This is a genomic window from Collinsella sp. OM06-18AC (assembly GCF_003438785.1).
Taxonomy (GTDB): Bacteria; Actinomycetota; Coriobacteriia; order Coriobacteriales; family Coriobacteriaceae; genus Collinsella.
On record NZ_QSTX01000003.1, the window covers coordinates 198984 to 217427 of the forward strand.

Genomic DNA, 18444 nt, shown 5'->3' on the forward strand with positions numbered 1-18444 from the left:
CGGCTTGCCGCCGAGCGCCGCCGGAAGGAGGCCGCATGTCCGATACCGTTCGTGCCGAGAAAATCGCGCGCGAGGTCGACGATGCCGCCCGTCAGCTTGCCCAGGCGGGCCGCTTGGACCTGATGCATGAGTTTATCCAACATGGCGATGTGACGGTCTATACGCATGTGACCTCGGTAGCGCGGGCAAGTCTGTCCTTTGCCGAGCGCCTGGGCCGCGTCGGTATCTCCGTCGACCGCTTATCGCTGCTGCGCGGGGCCCTGCTGCACGATTACTTTCTCTATGACTGGCACGATCCCGACCCAAGCCATCGACTGCATGGCTTTCGTCACCCGTTTTTTGCCTTGGCGCGTGCGGAGGAAGATTTTGAGCTGACGCCGCGCGAGCGGAATATTATCGTACGGCATATGTTTCCGCTGGTACCGGTGCCGCCGACGTGTCGTGAGGCATGGATTGTGTGCCTGGCGGATAAATGGTGCGCACTGCGCGAGACGATTGCCGGCCGTCTGCCGCGCAAAGGCGGCGCGAACGATTTGAACGAGGGCCCGAGTGACGGCTCGGGCAAAGAATCGAACGAAAAGAGGAGTGGGTAGACGGTGGGAACCGCGATCGACATGGCATTTGACGGCGCGACGCTTGCCGCCTGTCCGCTCTCGGCGCTGGTACTCTCGTTTGCCTTCTACGGTTTTTGCGGCTGGGTATGGGAGTCGACAGTCTGCGCCATGCTCAACCACGGACGCTTTGCCAACAGCGGCTTTTTGCTAGGGCCGTGCTGTCCCATCTACGGTGCGGGCGGCATTGCGTGCTGGTTGCTGCTGCGTGGAATCCCAGACGCCTCGAGCCAGTTTGTCGCTGCCGCGCTCGTATGCAGCGTGATCGAATATAGCGTGGGCGTGCTGTTGGAAAAAACGACGGGTGCCCGGTTTTGGGATTACTCGCATCTGCCGTTTAACCTGCACGGACGCATCTGCCTGTACTGGGCCTGCGCGTTTGGCTTGGGTGCGTTGTGTATTTGCCGTTTAGTGGAGCCGGCATTGCTGGGGCTGCTTGGCCATCTGCCGGTGCTAATCGTGCGCTTGGCCGCCTTTATCGTCGCGGTCGCGATGATGGTCGATGCGGTGTGCTCGTTGGCGAGCTGGCGGCGTCTGTCCGATCAGCTTGAGCGTGTGCGTGCCGACCTTGCCGACCGCATCAATGAGTCGCTTGCCGACGCCTCCGACTCTATGCTCGAACGTATTCCCGATTCGGCGATTGACTCGGTGGCGCAGACGCATATCCGCGGTCGCGCCGTTAACGCTTGGCTGGCCGAGCTGGGCGACGCGGCGCTCGATGCCCTGCGCGAGAAGACTTCGATGCCGACGTTTATCTCGGATGGTGCTCGCGGCCTGGCGCTCGCTGCCCGCCGCGTGGCCGATGCCGCGCCGAGTATGCCGCGTCCGTCGCTCGGTCGTCGCCTTGCCGGCAAGCGCATGAGCCGCCCGGTACCGAGCGTGTCACTCAGCCGCCGCGACCTACGCTTCTTTAACGCCTTCCCGCGTCTGCGCATCAATCGTTACGAGGGTGTCATTCGAGCTACCGACCTCCGCGACCGAGCCCGCGAGCTGTTCCGGCGCTAGCCAGAGCGGAGCCAAGCGAGCCCTTCTCGTTCGCACGTTTCCCGTTCGTTTCGCGTCCGTTGCCGCGCCGTTTCCAAGATTGCGGTGCCGTTTCCATTCGACAACGCAGCGTTTAACAACGCCGTATCTGGTCTACACCAGTTGCCCCTCGGCCGCATCATGAGCGCCGACAACGTTCATGCGACCAAGGGGGAGCGAATGTACGATACGGGATCGACAACGTTTATGCTCATCTGCACCATGCTCGTGTTTTTAATGACACCGGGTCTGGCGTTTTTCTATGGCGGCCTGTCCAGGCGCAAAAATGTCATCAACACCATGCTTATGTGCCTTGGCGCCATTGGCCTGGTTGGTGTGCTGTGGATTGTTGCCGGCTGGTCGCTGGCCTACGGTGGCGACGGTTCTAGCCCGTTTATTGGCGGCTTTGACCAGTTGCTGTGCCTGCCGGTGCTCAACCAGGTGCTGCAGGCGGCCGAGGGCAATGCTGCGGATGGTGCCGTCTACCCTCAGATCATCAACATCGCCTTCCAGATGGCGTTTGCCATGATCACCGCCGCTATCGTTACGGGCAGTCTGGCAGGCCGCGTTAAGTTTGGTGCCATGACGGCCTTCCTGGGCATTTGGCTGCTCGTGGTCTATGCGCCGCTCGCCCACATGGTTTGGGGCGGCGATGGTTCCTTTATCGGCGACATCATCGGCGCGCTCGACTTTGCCGGCGGCGACGTGGTACACATTTCGTCCGGTCTCACGGGCCTGATTCTCTGCTTAATGCTCGGCCGTCGTCGCGGCTTTGGCATGGTGAGCTACCGTCCGCATAACGTGCCGTTTGTGGCGCTGGGCGCCGGTCTACTTTGGTTTGGTTGGTTTGGCTTTAACGGCGGCAGCGAGTTTAAGGCCGACGCCGTGGCGGCACTCGCCATCCTCAACACCGTGACGGCCAGCGCGGCGGGCATGGTCTCGTGGCTTGTCGTCGAGCGCGTGCACACCGGTCGCCCCACGCTGGTGGGTGCCAGCACCGGTCTGGTTGCGGGCCTTGTGGTGGTCACGCCGGGTGCGGGCTTTGTCGAGCCGTGGGCAGCGCTGGTCATGGGCCTGATCGTCTCGCCCGTCTGTTACCTGGCCATCAGCCATCTTAAGACCAAGTTTGGCTACGACGATGCGCTCGACGCGTTCGGTTGCCACGGTATCGGCGGCATCTTGGGCGGTGTGCTCACGGGCCTGTTCTGCGTGCCGGAGCTCTCGTGGACCGGTAAGGGCGGCCTGTTCTACACGGGCGACGTGTCGCTGCTTGTCTCGCAGGTTCTGGGCATTGTGGTGACGGTCGTTATTGTGCTGGTGCTCGACTTGGTGATCGCCGCGGTGGTCAAGGCACTGTTCCACGGCAGCCTGCGTGTGGACGAGGCCGACGAGGCGCTGGGCCTGGATGCGAGTCAGCACGGCGAGAGCGCATACCCTTCCTTCTCGGGACTCGATTAGCGGCACGGGTTTCCCAGGCACCCGACCTTGCCCCTCAAACCGTCGCTTGCGTACCGAAGTACGCGGCGCTCCTCTTTCGGGGCAATCTCGGGCACCTGGAAAACCCGTGCCATGTGAAGGTAAATCAATTTCTTTTATTGAAGAGAGGAATTCACTATGAAGAAGATTACAGCGATTGTTCGTGCCGAGAAGCTTGAGGTTCTCAAAGATGCGCTGTTTGCGGCTGATGTTCGCGGCATGACCATCAACCAGGTGCAGGGCTGCGGCGCGCAGCATGGCTGGAAGGAATACGTGCGCGGCAACGAGCTGCTCGTCAACACGATCCCCAAGGTGCAGTTCACCCTCATCTGCGCCGACGAGCATGTCGACGGTATCGTTGACATTATCTGCAACGCCGCTCGCACCGGTGCCGTCGGCGACGGCAAGATTTGGGTCGAGCCGGTCGAAGAAGTCATCCGCATTCGCACCGGCGAACACGGCCCGGCCGCGGTGTAGAATCGACCGTCTGCCATCCGCAACGTTAAAATGCTGCAATGAGGCACAAGACTTGCGTTGCGGATGGGCGGATTATGGGTCGCAATAAATATCCCGAGGAGACGGTCGCGAAGATTCTCGACGCGGCACTGGAGCTATTCTGCGCACAGGGTTATGAGGGGACGAGTATTCAAGATATCGTTGACCGTCTCGACGGCATGACCAAGGGCGCTGTCTATCATCACTTCAAGAGCAAAGAAGAGATTTTCAACGCCGCGTTTGATCGGGCGATGACTCCGATTGTTGAGCACCGCCGCTCGATGCTTGGCGTCGGTAATATGACCGGAGCCCAAAAGCTCAAGCGACTGTACGCTCCCGAGTCCGTTGTTCCACAAATTGAGCTATGGGCACGTATGCGTCCTGCAGCAGATCCGGTAAAAAGCTCGCGCCTACTGGCGATGCAGTACCAGGGCTCATTTGACGAGTCGGCCGATGGCTGTCTCTTGCCAGTGATCGAGGAGGGCATCGCCGACGGCTCCATTGCGTGCGAATGCCCGCGCGAAGCGGCGGAGGCCGTATCGTTGTTGGCGAATCTTTGGCTGCTGCCGCTGTTCCGTCCGCTTGAGCCCAAGGATCGAATGCTCGCTCGCGCACAATGTTTGGCGCAGATGGCTGCCGCGGTGGGGCTCGATTTGGGTAATGAAGTGCTTCAGACAACGGCGCAGATTTGGGACGTATGGGACCGCGCCGGGTGGTAATATAGATACCAACGGTATGTAATTGATTTGTGAGGGTAGCCACGGCTGCCCTTTTCAAGTCATTAAATACATACTAGTGGTATGTATAGGGGGTGGGCTTATGGCTGGGCTGAGAGACGTCGGCGTCTCGTTGAAATCAAAAACAGTGCGGTCAATCAGGCTCGCGGAACTTCTGGTTGCGCAGCTGTGCACGTATTCGATGCTGTCGGCGCTGTGCTTTGCGTATCCACTTTACTTGTTCGATTGCAGTGGATCGTCAACGTTATATGGCGCCGTCGTGGCGACGGCGTTCATACCCGGCGTACTCGCAACTCCGGCTGGTGGGATCTTAGCGGATCGGGGAAGACACCGCGAGGTCCTCGTGTCCCTCGGCATTGCTCTGATGACTGCATCACTGCTGTCTATCCCCATGAAGCGCTCGTTGCCTCTTGCGGTCGTCGTAGTAGCGATACTTTGTGTTCAATATGGTGTTCAATCGCTGCTAAAGCCAATGCTCCAAATTGAGACGGTGCGTATGGCGGGTGAAGAGAAGGTTGAGCGGGCCACTGCATTGGTTTCGCAGATGACCATGGTGAGCAATATCTTGGGTCCTGTGGTCGGGACGGCAGTCTATGGGTGCTTTGGCATCGATGCTCTTTGCACAACCGCGTCGGTGGCGTTTGCGATTTCAGCTCTCTTGTTTGGGGTCGCACTCAAGCAAAACGCCTCATCTGAAACGATGGGAGACGGCGCGACTCGCACGACATGCCGAAACGATTTTCGGGAGTCGATTCGGTATCTGTTGCAAAATGCATCATTGGTCGCTGTGATTTTGCTTGCGGCCGTTTTGAACCTTGCGTTGGTTGGACTAACGATTGGCGCTCCCATTATTGTTACAAAGCATCTCGGCATGCAATCGTCCTGCGTTGGGATAGTTGAGGTTGCTCTGGGCTTGGGTGGTCTTACTGGCAGTGGCTTGGTCGGCATTTGGCCGCATCGTTTTTCTTTCAATGGCATATGTCGATATGTTGCGATGATCTGTTTTGGAGTCGCGCCGATTATTGTTACGCTTCTGTTCGGCGTAGATGTATGCGTGTTCACCGTGTTTGCGGTCGGATCGGCATGGGTCATGGTGTGGGCGAGCATTACGTCGGTTGAAATCATCGCGTTTGTTCAGCGGGTAGCGCCGACTGAGCTCTGCGGAAAAGTGCTTTCGGTCGTTTACATGGTCCTTTCCTGCGCAACACCTATCGGCCAATTGACGTACGGGGTTGCATATGATCGATGGACACCAGCGATTGTATTCGCAGCCATGTTGGCGGTGCTGACGTTGACGACGGCGCTGTTTTATCGTCTGAAAAATCGCTTGCGGCGATTGTCTTGACGCGCTGGGGCACCGTGAATTTGCGGAGACAGTGGCCCGCCGCGTCGGGACGGCATTGTTTGGGCATGCCTCTCCTTCGTCTACAATATCGTGCAGACGAAGGAGAGGCACGCCCATGATCAAGATGTTCGCGAGTGACTTAGACGGAACGCTGCTGAACGCCCTGCACGAGGCAGATGGGACCATCCGCCGTGCCATTCGTGAGCTGACCGAGGCCGGCCTGCATGTGGTTCCCGCGACCGGACGCTCGACGCTGCCGATCGGCGAGCATGGCTTTACGGGGCTGGCGCTCGATGCCTGCTGCTCTAACGGCTCCATCGTGCGCGACAGTCATGGCGAGGTGCTCAAGACCTGGACCATCGATCCGCAGATCACCGAGGAGCTGCTCAAGGAGTTTCCGGATATCTGTTTTGACTGCTCCACGCCCGACGGCATGTTTTCGAGCGGATCGTTCGAGATGCACCAGGCGGGCTTTAAAAAGGACAGCCCCATCAAGCGTATTGTGATGCGCGGCATGCGTGCGCGCGGCGGGTATCACGAGGAACAGTATTTCGACCAGTCGATCGGCGATATCTTGCGTCACGATGTATGCAAGATCAATTGTCGCGTGACCTCTCCCGAGCTGGAGCGCGACCTTAAGGCGTATCTTGCCGAGCGCTCGGACCGTGTGGTCAACGCGCCGTTCGATCCGGTGATGTTCGAGATCACGGACGCGGCATGCAACAAGGGCGAGAGCGTGGCCTGGCTGGCGGGTTACTACGGCATTGCCGAGGACGAGGTCGCGGTCTATGGAGACGGCGGCAACGACATCGCCATGCTCAAGCGTTTCCACCACAGCTACGCGACCAAAAACGCAAGCGATGCAGCTAAGGCCGCCGCGAGCGTGACCATCGGCAGCTGCATGGTCCATGCCGTCCCCAAACACATGCTCGCCACCATGCGCAAGCAAAACTCCCGCACCGTCATCGAATAATGTGACAAAGGGACTGCCCCCTCGTCACATTCCAAATATTGCCTTTACGTGTTGATGCACACGGTGTGCAATAATACTCGCACTGTGCAATAGCGCACAGGCTGAGTAACAAGGAGGACGCTTGTCCCAGCTCGAGAAATGCGATCGCCGGTCCCTTCGCTCGCAGCGTGCCCTTCGCCAGGCACTTGCCAGCGAGCTTGCCGAAAGCGGCGACCTTTCGCGCATTAATGTCGCGTCGCTCACCGAGCGTGCTGGCCTTACGCGTCGCACGTTCTATTCGCATTACCGCGATATCCCCGACTTTATCAATCAAATCGAGGACGGCTTGCTGGCCGAGATCCGTGAGCGCATTGAGCTCATCACCGCAGCTCAGCTGCCCGATCTCTATCACAACATCGATGAGCTCGAGCCGGCGCCCGGTTCGGTTGAGCTGCTGCGCTATCTTGCGGCCAACCGCGACTTGATCGGTGCGCTGCTGGGTCCGGGCGGCGACCAGGCCTTCATTAAAAGGATTATCGACACCGCGCGTGAGGCTGTGGTGCCGCGTGCGCAGACGGGCATTTTGGGCCTGGCGCTGGGCACGTTCTTTGACTACTACGTCACCTACGTCGTGAGTGCCGAGGTCGGCATGATTCAGCGCTGGTTTGAGCGTGACCTTTCCGAATCGCCCGAGGCCATGGCGCGCATCATGACGGTTATCGCCTTTGTGCGCCCCGGTGACCTGTATGGCCAACCCATCGATATCAACGTGCCGGAATACGGCATGAAGCTATTGAACTTGCAGCTCGAGGACGCGGCCGACACCGCCGCAACCGTCGAGTCCAACAACTAAGAGGAGAGACAATGAGCAAACTCGCCGAAGGCATTAAGGACCGTATAGTTGCTGCCGCGCGCGAGGCCGCGCCCGCCGTGGCGGACGCCGCGCAGAAGGCCGCGACCGCTGCTGCCGAGAAAGTTGTCGAGGCTGTTGCCGAGGCCAAGAACGCGGCAGGGGAGACGTCCGTTGCTAGCGAGCCCGCCGCCGCCGAGCCCGTAGCCGCCGCCCACGCCCCCGAAGGCGCGATCTTCAACCCCGAGGTCGCCCGCGGCAACCTGCATCTGGGCATAGACGTGGGTTCCACCACCGTCAAGCTCGCCGTGCTCAACGACGACAACCAAATCGTCTATGCCAAGTACCAGCGCCATCACACCGACGTCCGCGCCTGCGCCCGCGACCTGTTCGAGGGGGCCGCGACCGTGCTACCGACGGCCCAGATGACCTGCGCCATTACCGGCTCGGGCGGCCTGCTGCTGTCCCAGTGGCTCGACCTGGAGTTTGTCCAGGAGGTCATCGCCAGCAAACGCGCCGTCGAGACCCTTATCCCGGCCACCGATGTCGCCATCGAGCTGGGCGGCGAGGACGCCAAGATCATCTACTTCGACGACGGCATTGAGCAGCGCATGAACGGCACCTGCGCCGGCGGCACGGGCGCGTTCATCGATCAGATGGCAACCCTGCTGCACACCGACGCGAGCGGCCTCAACAAGCTCGCGGCCAACGCCACCACCATCTATCCCATCGCCAGCCGCTGCGGCGTTTTTGCCAAGACCGACGTGCAGCCGCTGCTCAACGAAGGTGCCCGCCCCGAGGACGTGGCTGCCTCCATCTTCCAGGCCGTCGTGACCCAGACCATCTCGGGCCTGGCGTGCGGCCGCCCCATCCGCGGCAACGTCGCCTTCCTGGGCGGCCCGCTGCAGTATCTCTCCGAGCTGCGCCACCGCTTCTACCTCACGCTCAACCTGGACGAGGAGCACCGTATCGTGCCCCAAAACGCTCACCTGTTTGTGGCGAGCGGCGCCGCCATGGCGCACGAGTCCAACAAGCTCAGCACGTTCCCGCAGCTCATCGATGCCATCGATAGTCTAGGTGACACACAGGGTGCCGAGGTCGAGCGCCTGGATCCGCTCTTTGCCACCGACGAGGACTTTGCTGAGTTCAAGAACCGCCACGACAAGGAAGTCGTCCCCAAGGGCAAGCTCGACGGCTACACCGGCCGCGTGTTCATCGGCATCGACGCCGGCTCCACCACCATGAAGGCCGCACTTGTGGGCGAGGACGGTCAGTTGCTGCACACCTGGTACGGCAACAACAACGGCGACATCCTGGGCACGGCCAAGGTCATCATGGCCGATTTCTACAACCACATTCCCGCGGGCTGCACCATCGGCCACGTGACCACCACGGGCTACGGCGAGGCACTGCTCATCGAGGCCCTCAAGGCCGACTCCGGCGAGATCGAAACCGTCGCGCACCTGCGCGGCGCCAAGGCATTCCTGCCCGGTGTCGAGTTTATCCTGGACATCGGCGGCCAGGACATGAAGTGCCTGCGCGTCAAGGACGGCGTGATCGAGCACATCATGCTCAACGAGGCCTGTTCGTCGGGTTGCGGTAGCTTTATCGAGAGCTTCGCCGTCTCTATGAACATGGACGTGCGCGCGTTCGCCAACGCCGCCATCCATGCCAAGGCCCCGGTCGATTTGGGCAGCCGCTGCACGGTCTTTATGAACTCGCGCGTCAAGCAGGCGCAAAAGGAAGGTGCCACGGTGGGCGACATCGCGGCCGGCCTGTCCTATTCCGTCATCAAGAATGCCCTGTTCAAGGTCATTAAGCTGCGCGACCCCAAGGAGATCGGCAGCCAGGTGATCGTTCAGGGCGGCACCTTTATGTCCGATGCCACGCTGCGCGCGTTTGAGCAGCTCACCGGCGTTCATGCCGTGCGTCCCGACATCGCCGGCTGCATGGGCGCCTATGGTGCGGCCCTGCTCGCCCGCGATCGCGCCGGCGCCGACGGCACCTCGACCATCCTTTCGGCCGAGGACATCGCGCACCTCACCGTGACGCAAAAGCATGTCCGCTGCGGCCGCTGCTCCAACAACTGCCAGCTCACCGTCAACGACTTTGGCGGCGGCAGGCGCTTCATTACCGGTAACCGCTGCGAGAAGGGTGCCGGCCACAAAAAGCAAAAGACCGAGGCCCCCAACCTCTTCAAAAAGAAAAACGAGCTGCTCTTTAACCGCGAGGTTCTGAGTCCTGACGAGGCCCCGCGCGGCACCGTGGGTATCCCGCGCGCACTCAACATGTACGAGAACTACCCCTTCTGGCACGCGTTCTTTACGCGCCTAGGCTTTAGCGTGCAGCTGTCCGACCAGTCGAGCAAGAAGACCTACCAGGCGGGCATCGAGTCCATGCCGTCAGAGAGCGTGTGCTATCCGGCCAAGATGAGCCACGGCCATGTGATGAACCTTATCGACCGCGATGTCGACTTCATCTGGATGCCGTGCGTGCGCTGGGAGCGCAAGGAGGATCCGACCGCCGGCAACTGCTATAACTGCCCCATCGTCATGAGTTACCCCACGGCGCTGGCGCTCAACATCGACGAGATCCGCGAGCAGAACATCGAGTTCCTGTATCCGTTTGTGCCGTATCACGACAAGACCGAGCTCAAGCGCCGCCTGTATCAGGTGCTCGCCGTCGACCGCGTGGCCGATGCGCAAGCCGGTCGCGGTCGTGTGCGCGGTCCCAAGATCACGCGCTCCGAGGTCGATGCCGCCGTCAACGCTGCCTTTGAGGCCGATGCGCGCTTCCACGAGGACATCCAGACCATGGGCGAGGAGGCCCTTAAGTGGGTCGAGGACCACGGTGGCCATGGCATTGTGCTCGCCGGCCGCCCCTACCACAACGACCCCGAGATCAACCACGCCCTGCCCGAGCTTATCTCGAGCTTTGGCTTTGCGGTCTTTACCGAGGATTCGCTCGCGCATCTCGTGAAGCCCGAGCGTCCCATCCGCGTCGTCGACCAGTGGATGTACCACAGCCGCCTGTACGCCGTCGCCCGTTTTGTGACGATGCGCAACGACTTGGACCTGATCCAGCTCAACTCCTTCGGCTGCGGTCTGGATGCTCTGACCACCGACCAGGTGCAGGAGATTCTGGAGGCCAGCGGCAAGATCTATACCGTGCTCAAGATCGACGAGGTGTCCAACCTGGGCGCCGCGCGCATCCGCATCCGCTCGCTCATGGCCGCGCTTAAGGACCAGGAGGCCGAGCGCTTGGCCGAGGCTACGGCAGCGGGCGAGGCCTACGAGCAGGGCGATGCCGCGCCGGTGGCGCCCTCCACGGATGCCCCTGCGTTCGCGAGCCGCAAGTACACGTTCGAGGCGCAGCGAGAGAGCGCCTCGACCGCATGGCCCAAGGTGCCCTTTACCGAGCAGATGCGCGAGGAGGGCTACACCATTCTGTGCCCGCAGATGGCACCGATCCACTTTGACCTGGTCAAAGAGGTGTTCCGCGGTGCCGGCTACAACTTGGAGCTGCTGCCCTCGACCGATCACGATGCCGTCGAGGCCGGCCTGCGCTACGTGAACAACGACATCTGCTACCCGTCGATTCTGGTGACGGGCCAGATTATGGAGGCCATCGAGAGCGGTCGGTACGACCTGTCCAAGACGGCCGTGGTTATCAGCCAGACCGGCGGCGGCTGCCGTGCCACCAACTACATCGCACTCATCCGCAAGGCCCTGCGCGAGAGCGGCCACCCCGAGATCCCGGTGATCTCGCTTTCGGCCGTGGCACTCGGCGAGGATAACCCCGGCTTTAAGATTACGCCGGCGCTGCTTAAGCAGGCAGTCTACGCGGTGCTCTTTGGCGACGTGATGATGCAGATGCTCTACCGCTGCCGTCCGTACGAGGCCACGCCCGGTGCGGCGAACGCACTCTACGAGGAGTACATGGCGCGCGCCCGCAAGCTGGCACCCAAGTTCAACAGGCATAACTACACCAAGCTGTGCCGCGAGGCCATCCGCGCGTTCGACACCATGCCGCTTGTGGGCGAGGGCACCAAGCCGCGCGTGGGCGTGGTCGGTGAGATCCTGGTCAAGTTCCACCCCACGGCCAACAACCACGTGGTCGACGTGATCGAGCGCGAGGGCTGCGAGGCCGTGGTGCCGGGCCTGCTCGACTTCTTCCTCTACTCCATGAGCAACGCCGAGCTGCAAAAGGACGAGCTGGGTAGCTCTGCAACGACGCGTGCGGGCATGCAGGCGCTCATCAAGCTTGTGGACTGGATGCGCACGCCGGTGGAGGAGATGCTCGAGAAGTCCCGCCGCTTCGAGGCACCCGAGCGCATCGGCACCATGGCCGACAAGGCCCGCACGGTGCTTTCGGTGTGCAACAACATGGGCGAGGGCTGGCTGCTCACGGCCGAGATGCTCGACCTGATCGATCATGGCGCGCCTAACATCATCTGCACGCAGCCCTTCGCCTGCCTGCCCAACCACGTGGTGGGCAAGGCCGTGATCAAGGAGCTGCGCCGCCAGCATCCCGAGAGCAACATCGTCGCGGTGGACTACGACCCCGGCGCGTCCGAGGTCAACCAGCTCAACCGCATTAAGCTCATGATCAGTGTGGCCAAGGAGAACATGCGCGCCGGTAAGGGCTTTAAGCTCGAGAAGGTGGCGCCGCTCGCGATGGACGAGGTCACCGGCCAGATGCGTGCTCATGACGGCTGTGTGAGCTGCGGGCCGGCCAGCGAGGAGGCCGTGGCATCGGTCGCCGAGCGCCTGGGACGCGGCATTAAGAAGTAACTGGCCTGCTTTGTGCTGGATATGAGACAAACGGGTGGTAGCCGTACCGGCTGCCACCCGTTTTTATTGCACATATGTTGCGTAAATAGCGTTGCAGGCGCCTTCAGCGGACTCGGATTTCGGAAGTATGCGGCAAAATTTGAATAGGCCGAGCACACTGGATATGCCCAAGCTTTGTACCTGCGGTTTTATTGGTGAAAAACCGGGGTGTGCTCGAGGGCTCCGGAATTTGCCGCATACTTCCGAAAACAACGTCTCGGTGGCACCAAAAATTGCCTCCAGAACCCTGAGATAATGAACATATGTAGCCGTTCGCCGCAAATTATCGTCCGTTCATGGAACCTATCTCCAACGAGTTGTAACCATATGGTTTGATGTTGGAAACATATGATTGCCGGCAGGCCATAGGCGACGTTCCCCCTGATATCGGAGGTTCCAGGTATGTTTCACGCTCCGTTAAGCAACTATCGGCTGGGCTAGCATGGGCCGCCGCACTATCTCAATAACCCTTGCAGTGGTCTGCCTGGCTGTGCTCCTGGGCGCTACAGGGCTGTTTGCTATAAGCCGAGAAACGTCCTATATGCAGGAATGCGCTTCCGAAGGGTTTGCCATTGATGGTTTCTATCGGGATGACAAAACGAGTCGGGTAACCCTGGCTTTTCTTGAGGAGGACAACTGTCGATGGCAGCTGGTCGACCAAGACGGAATCTGCACAGACGGGCAGTTTAAGCGTACGGATGACCCCAACATCCTGATATTAAAGAAGGAAAACGGTGAAGAATTCGGTACGGTCCACGTGGCGTATATATCGCGCCGGCGCAATCAGGGGCAGATTTACCTAATTAGAAATACTAAGGTGACTCGATTTTATCTTGTGAGCACCGATCCGGCGTTTACGGTGGAGTCTGGCGATGTCGATCCGGCCAGTTGATTCACGGCAATAAAACAGCGAGCGGGGTGCGGGTGTGAACTGCACCCCGCTATTTGCTCGTGTCCGTATCGCGTCTGTGCCTTGTCGTAGCTTGCGTCCGTGCGAGCATTCATCCCGCGCCGGCATCACTTCACATCGAACTCAACGCGATCGAGTTCGGGTACGTTGAGGTCGATGAGCTTGCGGGCAGCGCGACGGTCGTGCTCCCCGAGCGCCTCGCTTGTCGTCACATGGGCGACAATCTCGCGCTCGACGACGCCCTCCTCGTCGCCCTCGGTAGCCGAGGTCTCGACAGCGACGGTGTAATCTTTAAAACTCGGCAGCACCGCGGCAAGTTCGCGCGTGGTTTCGGTGACGCCGTAGCCGTCTTGCACGCCGGCCTGCGCCGAGCCAATAGACCCCGCCGTCATAATAATGCAGGGGATGGCAAAGATCACCGTGCCCACGATGATGCGGCGGCGCACTTTGCGTGACAGCTCGTCGACCTCGGCATTTTCCTCGGCGGTCACAATGCCGTCGCCGTTGAGGTCACGCTTGAGCGGTACACGCAAAAGAAGCAATACGGCTTCGGCCGCCAGCGCGATAAAGACGACGTTGATGCCAAACTCGTAGAGGGCCGAGAGGAACAGCGACCCGCTCGCGATGGCGATGCCATAGCCCGCCGCGCACAGGGGCGGCATGAGCGCGGTCGCCACGGCTACGCCGGCGATGAGCGTTGCGGGCTCCTGGTCGCGTGAGTTGCCCAGCCCGCCCGCAAAGCCGCCGGCGAGCGCGACAGCGAGGTCCCACACGGTGGGCGTTGAGTTGTCGATTATGGCGGCCGTGGTGGTGCCAAGGGGCGAGAGCTTAAAGTACAGCGTGGACGTGATTAGACAAAAGACCATCTGCAGCGCGAGGCCGGCAATTGCCTCGACGGCAATCTCGCGGTCGAGCGTGGCGATGCCGTATGCCATGGCAAGGACCGAGCCCATGAGCGGACAGATGAGCATGGCGCCCACGATGGCAATGTCCGAGTCGATATCGAGGCCGATGCTCGCGATCAACATGGCAATGATCAGGATGCATAAGTGCGAGCCAGTCAGGCGCGCCCCGTTTACAAAGCGCTTGCGAATCACGTGATAGGGCGCGCGTCCCTCGCGTATGTTGAACGCCTGCTTAAGGAAACGGGTGGCATTCTCCATGGCCTCGCTGTGTGCAGGGCGTATACCGTGACGACGATGATGACGCTCGCGCAGCCGCTTGATCTGTTGTTTGTCGAGTTCCATGTCCACCTCGTTCCAGCGCGGTCCGCGCAACGCGCCCGTTGTCTTAACTCTACACCGCGGCGGGCGGGGTGCCTGCTTGATGCGGAATCCGATAGGGCGGATGACGCGGGAGCAAATACAAACCACAGGCTCAATTCGATCCCGCAAGAATATGATGCACCAGCTCCTACATATGTGACGAAATTGTGAAGCACGAGAGTGCGAGTTTCAAAAATCCGCTGGTGACCAATGTTGCGCAACAGAATTCAAAAATCGGCACCTACAGTTTGAAGCGTATGGATAAATCCGTGTCAAAGGGAGAAAGCCATGGCAAGCTACAGTCCACAACACTTTGAGCCTCGGGCCAAGACTGTCAACGTCAAGGGCGTTGCCAACCGCGCCGTCGCAACCGTTTTGACGGCGGGCCTCATCGCTCAGCCGCTCATGTCGCCGCTGGCGGCAATCGCCGCACCGACGGCAGATAACGGCGATTCTGTTCAGGGGGGGGGTAGTTCTGTAGAGAACACCGTTGCCGCCGGTAACCAAGCGGTCGTAAAGACGGCTGCTCAGCTGGCAGAGGAGTCGGCAAAGCAGCTCAAGGACGCTCAGGCCGCCTACGATGCGGCTCAGAAGAAGGCCGACGCGGCGGGCCAGTCTCAAAAGCAGGCACAGCAGCAAAAGAATCAGGCCTCGCAGGCTGTGAGCGACAACGAAATCGAGCAGAACGCAGCAGAAGTCGCCGCGCTCCAGGAGAAGATTGACGAGCTCAAAGCCGCCGTCGAAAAGACCGAGCAGCAGCAGAAGAAGCTGGGCGACCTGAACGATCGGCTCGAACAGGCCAACAAGAGTGTCGAGGATAAGATCCAGGCGCTCAAGGACGCCAAGGCAAAGCAGGATGAGGCCAAGAAGGCCCTCGATGATGCCCAGGCCAAGCTCGAGGCCATGGGTATGGACGAGTACGAGGCCGCCAAGAAGGCCGTCGAGGACGCGCAGGCAAAGCTCGATGACGCCAATAAGGCCGTTACTACTGCACAGGCCAATCTGGACCAGGCCAAGGCTGCCGAGGCCAGCGCCCAGCAGGAAAAGCAGAATACCGAGGCGGCTTTGACGACTGCCCAGGCCAAGAAGCAGGAGACTGCCGCTGCTCTCGCAGCCGCAACCACCGCGCGCGATAACGCCCAGCAGAAGTTCAACCAGGCGCAGGCCGCGCTCGATGCTGCCGTCTCGGGTACGGGTGTTGACCTGAGTGCGCTTGAGGCCGCCAAGAAAGCTGCTGCTGGTGAGCTCAAGACCGCGCAGGCGGAGCTCAATGCCGCGACGGATGCCGACGCCACCGCACAGACAAATCTGCAGGCCGCCCAGGCTGCCGTCGCTGCCGCGCAGGAGAAGGCCAACGCCGCCAACGCTGCTGTGGCATCTGCCCAGTCTGCATACGATGCGGCAAACAAGGAGTACAAGGACGCGGCCAGCAAGCGTGACGCCGCGAAGACGGCATACGAGCAGGCCCAGCAGACCGAGGCCGACAAGAAGGCGGAGTACGATAAGCTTGTCGAAGTTCGCAAGCAGAAGCGCAGCGAGTGGGAGGCAGCCTGCGCTGCTTCGAACGCCGCGGAAAAGGCTTATGACGCTGCTAATGTCCAGGTTGAGGCTCTTGAGCAGCAGATTGCTGAGCTCAAGTCCAACATGACCGTTGACCAGGAAGTCATCAGCCAAGGTATACTCGGCTTCATGAACTATATTAGCGACGGCAGCCAGTTCACAGCCACGCAGAAGAAGAACGCCCAGGACGCCGTATCGATGCTGACCGGTGCCGATGACAAGGCCGAATGGTATGACCAGTACGTCGATCAGGACATGTCTCGCGACACCAACCCGCTTTCCCTGGAGCAGATGCGCAACGCCCTGACATATCTCGACACCCAGAACAACCTCCGCAAGGCGAACGGTCAGTCGGCGCTCAGCGTCAGCCTCCGCATGACTGTGGCAGCCGCCCTTAATGCATCATATTCATCGAACATCTGGAGACACTCAGGCTGCTACTGGGATAACGGTGAAAATCTTGCCGGCGGAGGCGGCGCATATACCGGCGGCGAGACCGAGGATACACTCGGTTGGCCCTATACCGGTCTCTACACCCAGGAGAAAGCGAAATTCGATAAGTACGTCGAACAGTATGGTGACGCACTTGGAAGCCATCGATATGATTCCTACTATATCTACCAGCACTACAACAAGGACGTCAAAATCTACGATGAGTGTGGGCACTATCTCAACATCATCGATGCCGGCACGAAGGCTATCGGCATCGCGACCGGTAGCGGCAAGAACACCGATTCCGAGGTAACCATATTCGATTACAGCGCTGATGACACTCAGGCTGATTTCACTGTCTCCGAGTTCAAGAAGCTCGTGAACGACTACATCGACTCTGCCTATAACGCTGGCGGCACGCAGGCGCAGAAGGCGCAGCTCAAGGAGCTTCAGGGCAAGCTCGCCGAGGCGCAGAAGAACTTTGGAACTACTAGGGAAGCTTACTTCGCAGCTGTAAACGGGCAGGATGCTGCCCAGGACGCTTTCACTGCAGCAGATGTGAACATGAACACCGCCAAGGGTGAGTACGAGAAAGCTAAGTCCGACACCGCTACCGCCAAGTCCGCCTACACCGCCGCTGAAGCCAAACTCAAGGGTATTGACGTCAAGACGCCCCAGGCCAAGCTCGATGCCGCCAAGGGCGAGGCCGCTACTGCCCAGGTAGCTCTCGATAAGGCAAACGCCGCGCTTGCTGACAGCAAGACGAAGGCAGCCGATGCCGCTGCTCACAAGGCGAAGGCTCGCAGCGCCCGCGATGCCGCCAAGGCAAAGTCCGATCAGGCCAATGAGGCGTATGACAACGCCACTGCTTCGGTCAAGGACCTTACCGCCAAGCGCGATGCCGCCAATACGGACCTTGCGAACAAGCAGGGCACGCTAGGCGAGGCCAAGAAGGCCGACGGTGCTGCCCAAGCTGGCGTTGACAAGGCTCAGGCCGCAGACGCGCATGCCGCGACCGCTCTTTCGGACGCCAAGCAGGCAGTTGCCGCCAAGACGCAGGCCCTGTCCGACGCGCAGGCCAAGGCCAAGGCCGCCGAGGGCGAGCTGGCTACCGCGAACAAGGCCTTCGAGCGCTTCGCCGGCGCTCAGAAGGCGGTCGACGACGCCAAGGCCGCCTATGACGCTGCCGTCGCCGGTGTCGCCGATGCCCAGAAGCAGCTCGATGCCGCCAACGAAGCCGTCGTCGATGCGAACCTCGAGATCTTCAAGGCCAAGGCTGAGCTTGCCAACGACGAGGCACTCAAGGCCGATCTTGAGGCTGTCGACCACAAGGCCTCTCTTGCCGCGGGCACGACGGGCAACGATAAGCTGGTCAAGCTTAACGCTGCCTACGCTCGCTATAAGGCCGCCGTCGATGCCGCCGCTGGCCTCAAGGCCGCTCTGAGCGATGCCGATGCCAAGCTGTCCGATGCCAACGACGCCTATGCCGCCGCGCTTGCCGAGCTCGGCGATGCCAAGGATGCCCTGGCTGCCGCGCAGGCCGAGTACGACAAGTATCATCCCAAGGCTGAGCCGCAGGCCAAGCCTCAGGTTGCGCAGGCTGCTGCAAAGGCCCCCGTTGCCAAGAAACAGGCCGCGCCTGCCGCGCTCGCCCAGACCGGTGATGACTCTGCGCTTGCGGGCGAGGTCTTCGTTATCGGCGGTATTACGCTCGTGGCTGCGGGCGTGACGCTGGGCGATCGTCGTCGCAAGCAGATGTAGCGTTTCGAGCGTAGATTCTGCAAACGAACTTCGGTTCATAGCAGGAACGCTTCGATAGCTAAACCGATAAGGCCGGCGCGCTGTTAAACGCAGTGCGCCGGCCTTTCTTTGCGTTGGTATCAAAAAGCCCGGTCGATAGCCGCGAAAGTGAACTGCGTCCCAAATCTTGGACGCCCTAAATAGCGACTAGGCCGC

At 60.6% G+C, this 18444-nt stretch carries 12 protein-coding genes; 11 read left to right on the forward strand and 1 reads right to left on the reverse strand.

The genetic code is table 11. The features are described 5' to 3' along the window. The first annotated feature begins 35 nt into the window (after window positions 1-35). From DXB86_RS03330 to DXB86_RS03375, 10 genes are all read left to right on the forward strand, one after another. A complete protein-coding gene (locus tag DXB86_RS03330) occupies window positions 36-593 on the forward strand; it encodes an HD domain-containing protein (RefSeq protein ID WP_117736132.1) in 558 nt (185 codons plus the stop codon). A gap of 3 nt (window positions 594-596) precedes the next feature. Then, window positions 597-1616 carry a putative ABC transporter permease gene (locus DXB86_RS03335; RefSeq protein ID WP_233502699.1) on the forward strand — a complete coding sequence of 340 codons (1020 nt, stop codon included), beginning with the start codon at window positions 597-599 and terminating at the stop codon, window positions 1614-1616. A gap of 198 nt (window positions 1617-1814) precedes the next feature. Further along, complete coding sequence (locus DXB86_RS03340) at window positions 1815-3092, forward strand: ammonium transporter (protein WP_117736133.1); 1278 nt, start codon at window positions 1815-1817, stop codon at window positions 3090-3092. Window positions 3093-3248: 156 nt separating this feature from the next. Then, window positions 3249-3587, forward strand: a complete 339-nt coding sequence (locus DXB86_RS03345; RefSeq protein WP_117629936.1) for a P-II family nitrogen regulator — start codon at window positions 3249-3251, stop codon at window positions 3585-3587. Between the two features lie 74 nt (window positions 3588-3661). After that, the gene (locus tag DXB86_RS03350) at window positions 3662-4324 is read left to right on the forward strand and encodes a TetR/AcrR family transcriptional regulator (protein WP_158555270.1); all 663 of its coding nucleotides are present in this window, start codon (window positions 3662-3664) and stop codon (window positions 4322-4324) included. Between the two features lie 100 nt (window positions 4325-4424). Beyond that, window positions 4425-5687, forward strand: coding sequence for an MFS transporter (locus DXB86_RS03355; protein ID WP_117736135.1), 1263 nt, complete (start codon window positions 4425-4427; stop codon window positions 5685-5687). Between the two features lie 115 nt (window positions 5688-5802). Beyond that, window positions 5803-6660 carry an HAD-IIB family hydrolase gene (locus DXB86_RS03360; RefSeq protein ID WP_117736136.1) on the forward strand — a complete coding sequence of 286 codons (858 nt, stop codon included), beginning with the start codon at window positions 5803-5805 and terminating at the stop codon, window positions 6658-6660. Between the two features lie 121 nt (window positions 6661-6781). Beyond that, a complete protein-coding gene (locus DXB86_RS03365; protein ID WP_117736137.1) occupies window positions 6782-7492 on the forward strand; it encodes a TetR/AcrR family transcriptional regulator in 711 nt (236 codons plus the stop codon). Window positions 7493-7503: 11 nt separating this feature from the next. After that, complete coding sequence (locus DXB86_RS03370) at window positions 7504-12282, forward strand: 2-hydroxyacyl-CoA dehydratase (RefSeq protein ID WP_117736138.1); 4779 nt, start codon at window positions 7504-7506, stop codon at window positions 12280-12282. 481 nt (window positions 12283-12763) lie between these two features. After that, a complete protein-coding gene (locus DXB86_RS03375; protein WP_117736139.1) occupies window positions 12764-13213 on the forward strand; it encodes a hypothetical protein in 450 nt (149 codons plus the stop codon). A gap of 125 nt (window positions 13214-13338) precedes the next feature. Here the strand turns inward: DXB86_RS03375 and DXB86_RS03380 are convergent, their stop codons facing one another. Then, entirely contained in the window at window positions 13339-14478 is a 1140-nt protein-coding gene (locus DXB86_RS03380; RefSeq protein WP_117736140.1) for a DUF389 domain-containing protein, read from the reverse strand. Between the two features lie 306 nt (window positions 14479-14784). Here DXB86_RS03380 and DXB86_RS03385 point away from each other — a divergent pair, with 306 nt between their 5' ends. Then, the gene (locus tag DXB86_RS03385) at window positions 14785-18249 is read left to right on the forward strand and encodes a CAP domain-containing protein (RefSeq protein WP_117736141.1); all 3465 of its coding nucleotides are present in this window, start codon (window positions 14785-14787) and stop codon (window positions 18247-18249) included. The last annotated feature ends 195 nt before the right edge of the window (window positions 18250-18444 follow it).